This window comes from Negativicoccus succinicivorans, assembly GCF_018373335.1.
Classification (GTDB): domain Bacteria; phylum Bacillota; class Negativicutes; order Veillonellales; family Negativicoccaceae; genus Negativicoccus; species Negativicoccus succinicivorans_A.
Window position 1 is genome coordinate 1 of record NZ_JAHAHH010000065.1, and the last position, 7,475, is coordinate 7,475.

10 protein-coding genes are annotated in these 7,475 nt (G+C 48.6%); all 10 read right to left on the reverse strand.

The features are described 5' to 3' along the window. Positions 1–211, reverse strand: a 211-nt coding sequence (locus KH813_RS05375; protein ID WP_303994205.1) for a precorrin-8X methylmutase, incomplete at its 3' end; no start/stop codon positions are given. After that, positions 208–972, reverse strand: a complete 765-nt coding sequence (gene cobK / locus KH813_RS05380; protein ID WP_303994208.1) for a precorrin-6A reductase — start codon at positions 970–972, stop codon at positions 208–210. The genes cobK and KH813_RS05375, both read right to left, overlap by 4 nt. Further along, positions 969–1,658: a precorrin-3B C(17)-methyltransferase gene (gene cobJ / locus KH813_RS05385; protein ID WP_369694439.1), complete on the reverse strand. Its 690-nt coding sequence runs from the start codon at positions 1,656–1,658 to the stop codon at positions 969–971. The genes cobK and cobJ overlap by 4 nt, the downstream gene beginning before the upstream one ends. Then, entirely contained in the window at positions 1,655–2,752 is a 1,098-nt protein-coding gene (locus KH813_RS05390) for a cobalt-precorrin 5A hydrolase (protein WP_303994213.1), read from the reverse strand. The genes cobJ and KH813_RS05390 overlap by 4 nt, the downstream gene beginning before the upstream one ends. Further along, complete coding sequence (gene cobM / locus KH813_RS05395; protein ID WP_303994216.1) at positions 2,749–3,525, reverse strand: precorrin-4 C(11)-methyltransferase; 777 nt, start codon at positions 3,523–3,525, stop codon at positions 2,749–2,751. The genes KH813_RS05390 and cobM overlap by 4 nt, the downstream gene beginning before the upstream one ends. Further along, entirely contained in the window at positions 3,522–4,109 is a 588-nt protein-coding gene (cbiT, locus tag KH813_RS05400) for a precorrin-6Y C5,15-methyltransferase (decarboxylating) subunit CbiT (RefSeq protein WP_303994220.1), read from the reverse strand. The genes cobM and cbiT overlap by 4 nt, the downstream gene beginning before the upstream one ends. Beyond that, positions 4,106–4,732, reverse strand: a complete 627-nt coding sequence (gene cbiE / locus KH813_RS05405; protein WP_303994223.1) for a precorrin-6y C5,15-methyltransferase (decarboxylating) subunit CbiE — start codon at positions 4,730–4,732, stop codon at positions 4,106–4,108. The genes cbiT and cbiE overlap by 4 nt, the downstream gene beginning before the upstream one ends. Next, on the reverse strand, positions 4,714–5,823 hold the full coding sequence (gene cbiD / locus KH813_RS05410; protein WP_303994226.1) for a cobalt-precorrin-5B (C(1))-methyltransferase CbiD: 1,110 nt from the start codon (positions 5,821–5,823) through the stop codon (positions 4,714–4,716). The genes cbiE and cbiD overlap by 19 nt, the downstream gene beginning before the upstream one ends. A 2-nt stretch (positions 5,824–5,825) precedes the next feature. Next, complete coding sequence (locus KH813_RS05415) at positions 5,826–6,317, reverse strand: YajQ family cyclic di-GMP-binding protein (protein WP_303994229.1); 492 nt, start codon at positions 6,315–6,317, stop codon at positions 5,826–5,828. 112 nt (positions 6,318–6,429) lie between these two features. Beyond that, complete coding sequence (gene ftsZ, locus KH813_RS05420) at positions 6,430–7,434, reverse strand: cell division protein FtsZ (protein WP_024049015.1); 1,005 nt, start codon at positions 7,432–7,434, stop codon at positions 6,430–6,432. Between the last annotated feature and the right edge of the window lie 41 nt (positions 7,435–7,475).

Consider the following 7,475-nt stretch of genomic DNA (forward strand, 5'->3'; position numbering starts at 1 on the left):
CCGCACCGTTTTTCAAAGCGTTGAGACCGGCGGCAATAGCATCCTGACCGGTAATGACCAGTTTTGCATATTCCACATCTCCCGAAGCATGAATAGTGCGTGAGTAGACCGCAATCTCCTCTTCACTCAGGTTCATACCTTCCAAATAGGGACGAATAATTCGCATGCTTTTGTCTTCAATTTCTTTCGGCTGTTTTACGTACTCCATCATAATTCCTCCCATGCCTTAATTACTTCTTGAGGCGATGTCAAAACAGGATATTCAGACCGGTTGATAGGCCGATCAATGACCACAATAGCCGCTCCGGTCTCCATCGCGGCCGTAAGTTTAGTATCAGTACCGCCAACGAGCCCACTGTTTTTCATTACAATGACATCTGCCTTCGTATCGGTAAACATCGCTCGATTCATTGCCAATGAAAACGGGCCTTGTATAGCCACAATATACTTCGGTGTTAAACCTAAGTCTTTGCATTGTGCAACAACTTCCGGCGTAGGCAAAACCCGAGCCCATACTTCTTTATCGGAAAGCGCTTTTGACTTCATGAAAACAGACAATGTTTTAGAGCCGGTCGTCAGATAAATACGTTCTCCGAGCGACGCGGCAAGCTCAGCCGCTTCATACTCATCTTTCGCATGATATAAACGGGCATAATCAGGCAGCGGTACTTCAGGACGCTCATATCGCAAATACCGAATATTCGTGGTTTTAGCTGTTGCCTGTGCCATTTGCGAAACAATCGCCGCATACGGATGACTGGCATCTACTATGCAGTCAATTTGATATGTGCCTACCAACTCTTCCATTTGGCTTTGGGTGAGTCGCCCTACCAACACCTGATCAACTCCCGGTGCAGCGAGCAATTTCCCATATTGACTGATCACCGTTGCAATGACCTTTTCACCGCTGTAGCGTTTTAATTCTGCCGCCAATTCACGTCCGTCTTGCGTACCGGCAATAACCCAAATCATAATTCGTAGCCGCGTGGCGTAATCATTCGACCGTTTTTAACACATGTACGGCTATTACCGATGATAACTGTCGACTGCATATCCACATCTTGCGCGGCCAATTCAGCTAATGTTGTAATCGTATAGGACATCCCTGCACGTCCCGCTTTGCGAACAATACCGGCCGGCGTTTGCGGATCTTTAATTGTCAGTAAGATATCGCAAATTTCATCTAAATGCTTCGCACGGCCACGACTGCGAGGATTGTATAAAACAATAACAAAATCTCCTTCCCCCGCCATACGAGCACGTTTTTTGATTAAATCCCACGGTGTTAAAAGATCACTCAAACTGATCACCGCGTAATCGTGCATTAACGGTGCCCCTAAAATCGCACCTGCCGTATTACCGGCGGTGAGTCCGGGAATGATTTCACACTCAGGATGTGCTTGTGCGGGAAGTTTATCTATCAATTCCAAAACAAGTCCCGCCATCCCGTATACCCCCGGGTCTCCTGAAGAAACGACAACGACACGTTTTCCCTGACTGGCAAGTTCGACTGCACGCTGGCAGCGATCGATTTCTTGCTTCATGCCGGTGCCGACCTGTTCTTTATCCGAAATCAGATCATCAATCAACTTCATATACGTATGGTAACCAACAACGATTTCCGCATCGCGAATCGCATCATGGGCGCGCGGCGTCAATTCTGCGGCGTGTCCCGGTCCGATTCCCACCACAGCGATGTAGCCTCGGCTATTGCCACCGTCGTTCGTTGAAATTTTGTTTTCGGTAAAAGCAGCTGTGACCTTTTGGTCTTCAGAATGGCTGCTGTTTCGCATACATTTCCCACTCCAATCGTATTCTTTACAAAAAAAGATTCCTCTAAATGATATTGTTCCGCCACTTTAAGTAATGCTTCCGGCGGATAAAATGCAATCGGCCGCCGATACTGTTCCGCCAATGCGAGCAAACCGGCTTCATGTTCTTTCACGGTTGTCGAAACAATCCCTGCAAGCGCTAACGGACTGCGTCCAATTTGTGTGAACGCTTGGCGAAGTGCATCAGCAAGTATCTTTTGCGGAGTATCTTTTCGACACCCCATACCGGCCACCAACGTCGGCGGTCGCAAATATAAATGCGGCAATGCAGTTCTTATATCGGTCCGATCAGTGATGATAACAGCGCCTTCCGCCTCAGATTGTGCAAGTTCCTCCAGCGACTTTGCCACAACACCGAATGATGTCAGGATGTTTTTTACTTCTGCGGCCAGCGGCATTCTCTCATCGACGAAGTACTCTACCGTTTCCCCACGAGCAATCGCTCCATTGATCTCTTTCAAGGCGGAAATCGGTTCCACACGGGCCTGTAAGTGACGAGCTATCGCATCCGGCGCAACTTTCCCGTGCACATCGGTAGCTGTGGTAATCACCGGTGTGGCGCTTATTATTTCCGCCACTTCGCGCGCATAGTCATTAGCGCCTCCCAAATGTCCGGAAAGAACCGAAATAACAAATGTTCCTAATTCATCCACACCTAGAATCGCAGGATCTACGGTTTTGTGCTGCACATGCGGCGCAATCGCGCGGACCGTGATCCCTAATGCCATGATGTAGATAATTAAGTCATAACGCGTAAAAATATCCGTTGTGAGTGCCATAACACGCGTAAAGTACTTCGCTTCGGCACCGCTTGCGTACTCTTTTTTTTCATAGAGATTGACATCTGCTTGCAGCGATGCCCCTATCATTCTTGCAAGGTCGGCACCGACTTGAGAAACGGATATAATCGCGCACTTCATGGCTTCGGCGCGTCCTCTTTCGCGTCACGGAACATATGACTGAACGATCTGTCATAAAGCTTTGATAAATGATAGTCGCTTTGCAGCACTCGCCCGACAACAATCATCGCCTGGCGAATAACGCCGGCCTCGCGCACCTGATCGGCAATGGTTGCTAGCGTTCCACGCAAAATCTTTTGATCCGGCCAAGAGGCTCGAATCACTATCGCCACCGGTGTATCTTCACTATATCCGCCTTCGATAAGATGTTCAACAACATTATCCATCATTTGTACGGAAAGGAAAATACACATCGTTGCCTGATGCTGCGCCAAGTACGATAGACGCTCCTTTTCAGGCATCGGCGTACGTCCTTCCAGGCGAGTGATAATTACTGTTTGCGATACATTCGGCAACGTATATTCCTGCTTTAATGCCGCTGCGCTGGCCAAAAACGAACTCACACCGGGAATCACTTCGTATTCAATCCCCAGAGGTTTCAATGCATCCATTTGTTCTTGAATCGCACCATAAATTGCAGGATCTCCTGTATGCACACGTGCCACGATCTTGCCAGCCGCGCAAGCCTTTTGTGTCACATCGAGAACTTCGTCCAAATTCATCTGTGCGCTGTTATAAATCGTTGCGTCTTCTTTACAGTAGGTGAGAATTTCAGGATTGACCAAAGATCCTGCATAGATAACAACATCCGCCTCGCTTATAAGCCGCTGACCTTTCACGGTAATCAGTTCCGGATCACCGGGGCCTGCTCCAATAAAATAAACTTGCGTCATACTTCCTCCTTCATCGGTTGCGCCTGCACAATTAAAATGGGACTGAGCGGTTGGTAAAGATGGTACGGCCCCGCCTTACGCAACCGATTAATCTGTACTTGTATTGCATTGTATTGCCACTTTCTTTCTTTGCAAATGGCAAGCAATTGCGCTGTCGTTTCCGCGGTCACCGCCGTGGCCACAACCCTCCCCCCCGCAGTCAGTAGTTCCTCCAACCGGGAAAAAATGGCCGACAATTGTCCGCCCGAGCCTCCAATAATAGCGACATCAATCGGCGGAAGATCACGCAAAGCATCCGGTGCTTTACCATGAATCACTTCGAGGTTGGTGCAACCGAACTCTTCCGCGTTACGGCGAATCAGTTCGATGCCCTCGGGATTTCGTTCAATCGCATAAACTTTCCCCTTTGTTGCAGCAAGCGCCGCCTCTATGCTGATCGAGCCCGTTCCCGCGCCGATGTCGACAACAGTGTCTTCCGGCCGAATCCCCGCCTTGACCATAACCAGCGCGCGAATCTCCGCTTTCGTCATCGGTACATTACCGCGAATAAATTTCTCATCCGCAAGACCAAATACTGAACTCATCCTTGTACCACCACCACCGCTTCCGTAAAACCAGGCCATTCCGCCCCTTCTTCAAGAGTTCCTTCCTGTTTTCGCTCATCTTCATAGCTGATACGTTCCAGCATCGCTACATGCGCTTCTTTAGGCCAGCCGGCAGCCATCAATGCTCGACAAATAAAAGCACCGGATTGCTTCCGATCTGTCAAAAACGCAACTTTTCGTCCCGGTTCATACACCAATTCAGCGTCACTCGGTGTGCGACCGTGAAAACTCAACCAATCGGCATCCTGCCACGCTTCCGCCAAACGTGCAAATGCGACCTGCACACTGGAAAGACCCGGTATAACCTCAATCGCAACGTCCGGAAACGTTCGCTTCAGCCAGCCTAAAAGGCTGTAGTAGCCGGGGTCACCACTGACTAAAACTGCGACGCGAAGATGCTCTGAAAGTCGTTCCAATTCGGCTTGCAAATCGCCAAGCTTTCCCGTAATTGGGATTTTCTGTTGCCATTCTGAGGCCAGGGTGTCCAATGCTCGGCGGCCGCCCACTACAACATCGGCAGTGGCGATCTCTTTTTGTGCAGCCGGAATCATATACTCCGGAGATCCCGGACCGATACCGACCACTACGAGTTTCGTAACCACGGTTTAGCCTCCATAAATTCTTTGGCGAAACTGCTTTGCGCTAAAATTTCACCCTGCATTGTCACAAATATCACGCCTACTTTGGCTTCTTCATGCACAAAACGTTGGGCCCGCACCTGCGCACGTTCAGCAAGTTGAGGATAAATGACCTCGAGATCGTTGGCCCGAATAATTTCTGCCGCTCCGTCAGTCGTCGAGCAGGCAAGAATTTCTTTTACCGTTGCTGCATCCGCACCGTTTAAAGCGGCGTACGCTGCCAGTGTTTCCATGCGCCCGTCGCTCATGCGATTATGCGTATGGAAACTCCCTGACGCTACTTTGATCAACTTCCCCAAATGACCGATCAAAATAATCTCTCGGATATCTTTATCCACGGCTTCTTCCAGCATAAAACCAATAAAATTGCTCGTTTCAACGAGATCGGTAACCGGTAAATCATAAATTTTACGAGCGGCATCATAACCAATCCGGCCGGGAGTCATAACGCACCAATGCTGATGCGCGGCACGCAAAACGGTAAATTGAGGAATTAATGACTTTTTATAGGCTTCTTCACTCATCGGCTTGACAATTCCTGACGTGCCGATAATGGAAATGCCACCCATGACTCCCAACACCGGATTCAGTGTTTTCTTTGCCAATGCTTCACCGGCAGGTACGGAAACAGTCACTTTCCAACCGGTGCCTTCATCCGCCAACTCTTCATAAACTCGCTTCATCATCCAGCGCGGTCCCGGATTGATCGCGGCATCTCCCACTTTTACTTGCAACCCCGGCCGTGTCACCGTCCCTACACCTACACCCGCGATAAAAACAATCCCAGGTGTTGTTGTTACTTCAAGGGAAACGACAATCGGCGTGCCGTGCGTGACATCCATATCATCACCCGCATCTTTGATGACGGTTGCCGAACCGATCCCCTCATTCGCTTCGCTTTTCTCAATCGGCAACGTCAACGCTCGATGCTGGGGTGACTCCACTGTAACAAATTTTGGGAATTCCCCACGCAGAGCCAATGCCGCCGCTTTTAAAGCAGCTGTAGCACTGGTCCCGGTAGTGAACCCTTCCCTTAATTCTTTTTTTGCCATCATACTCAATGGTAATTGACAAACTGTAAATCAACAGGAAAATCGGTTGCCTTCAATACGGCGATTACCTCTTGTAAAGTATCCTTATCTTTTCCCGTAACACGGACCTGATCCGCCATAATTTGGGCATTCACTTTAAGCTTCCTATCCTTGATCAGTTTGGTAATTTTCTTCGCGTTCTCTTGATCCAGTCCTTGCTTTAATTTCCATTCCTGGCGAACCGTGCCGCCCGCTGCCGGAACCACTTTACTTTCATCAAGATTCTTTAAGCTTACACCGCGTTTCACAAGCTTACCGCGTAATACTTCCTGCACAGCGCCCAATTTGTATTCATCATCACTTAGCAAAGTAATGGTGTCATCGGCAAATGTAAGTTCACTTTTACTGTTACGAAAATCGTAACGTGTAGTAATTTCTTTACGTGTCTGTTGGACCGCATTCGTTACTTCTTGTAAATCGACGGTGGAAACCACATCAAATGAATATTCTTTCGCCATTTCATTCCTCCTTCAGACCATAGATATATTTATTATAACATATACGTAGGGCTTTTCCGCCGGGAGTTCATACATAAAAAAGACCCCACAAATGTGAGGCCTTTTTAAGTGATTAATGTTTTTGTAAAAAGTCCGGAACGGCAATACCGCCGCGCGCATTCGCTGCGTAGTCTTGTTTTTTCTTCACATCTTCAAAACCGGTTGCAATAACGGTAATCCGTACTTCGTCACCCATTTCCGGATTAATGGACGTACCCCAAATAATATTCGCATCCGGATCAGCCGCGTCCGAAATAATTTGCGCCGCTTCGTTGATTTCGAGCAAGCCCAAATCATCGCTGCCCGTAACACTGATAATAATACCTTTGGCGCCGTCGATAGTGCGTTCCAAAAGCGGGCTCGAAATAGCCGCTTTAGCCGCATCTACCGCACGGTTTTCACCGCTGGCAGTGCCGATGCCCATTAAGGCTTCGCCTTGATCGGTCATAATCGTTTTGACGTCGGCAAAGTCAAGATTAATAACGCCCGGTACAGTGATCAGGTCGGAGATCCCTTGTACGCCTTGGCGCAACACATCGTCTGCCATACGGAATGCATCCTGGATACTGACTTTTTTATCTACGGCTTGCAACAGACGTTCATTCGGCACAATGATGATGGTATCTACTTTTTCTTTCAAATATTCAATACCGGAATTGGCGTTGCGCATACGTACGGTACCTTCAAACATAAACGGTTTGGTGACTACGGCAACGGTTAATGCTCCCATTTCTTTCGCGCATTCTGCTACGATCGGTGCGCCACCCGTACCCGTGCCACCGCCCATACCGGCCGTTACGAAAACCATGTCGGCACCCTGCAGCGCTTTCATGATTTCTTCTTTGCTTTCTTCCGCCGCTGCTTCGCCGATTTCAGGTTTCGCGCCGGCGCCAAGGCCTTTGGTCAGCTTCTCGCCTAATTGTAATTTCTTTTCTGCTTTTGATGTATCCAAAATTTGGACTTCAGTGTTGGCCGCAAGAAAATCAACACCTTGCACATTGGCCTCGATCATTCGATTTACTGCGTTGTTACCAGCGCCGCCTACACCGATCACTTTAATATTCGCCAAGTCACCCATCCGACTTCCTCCTTCTGTTTGCCGTGTGTTTATTATTCTTT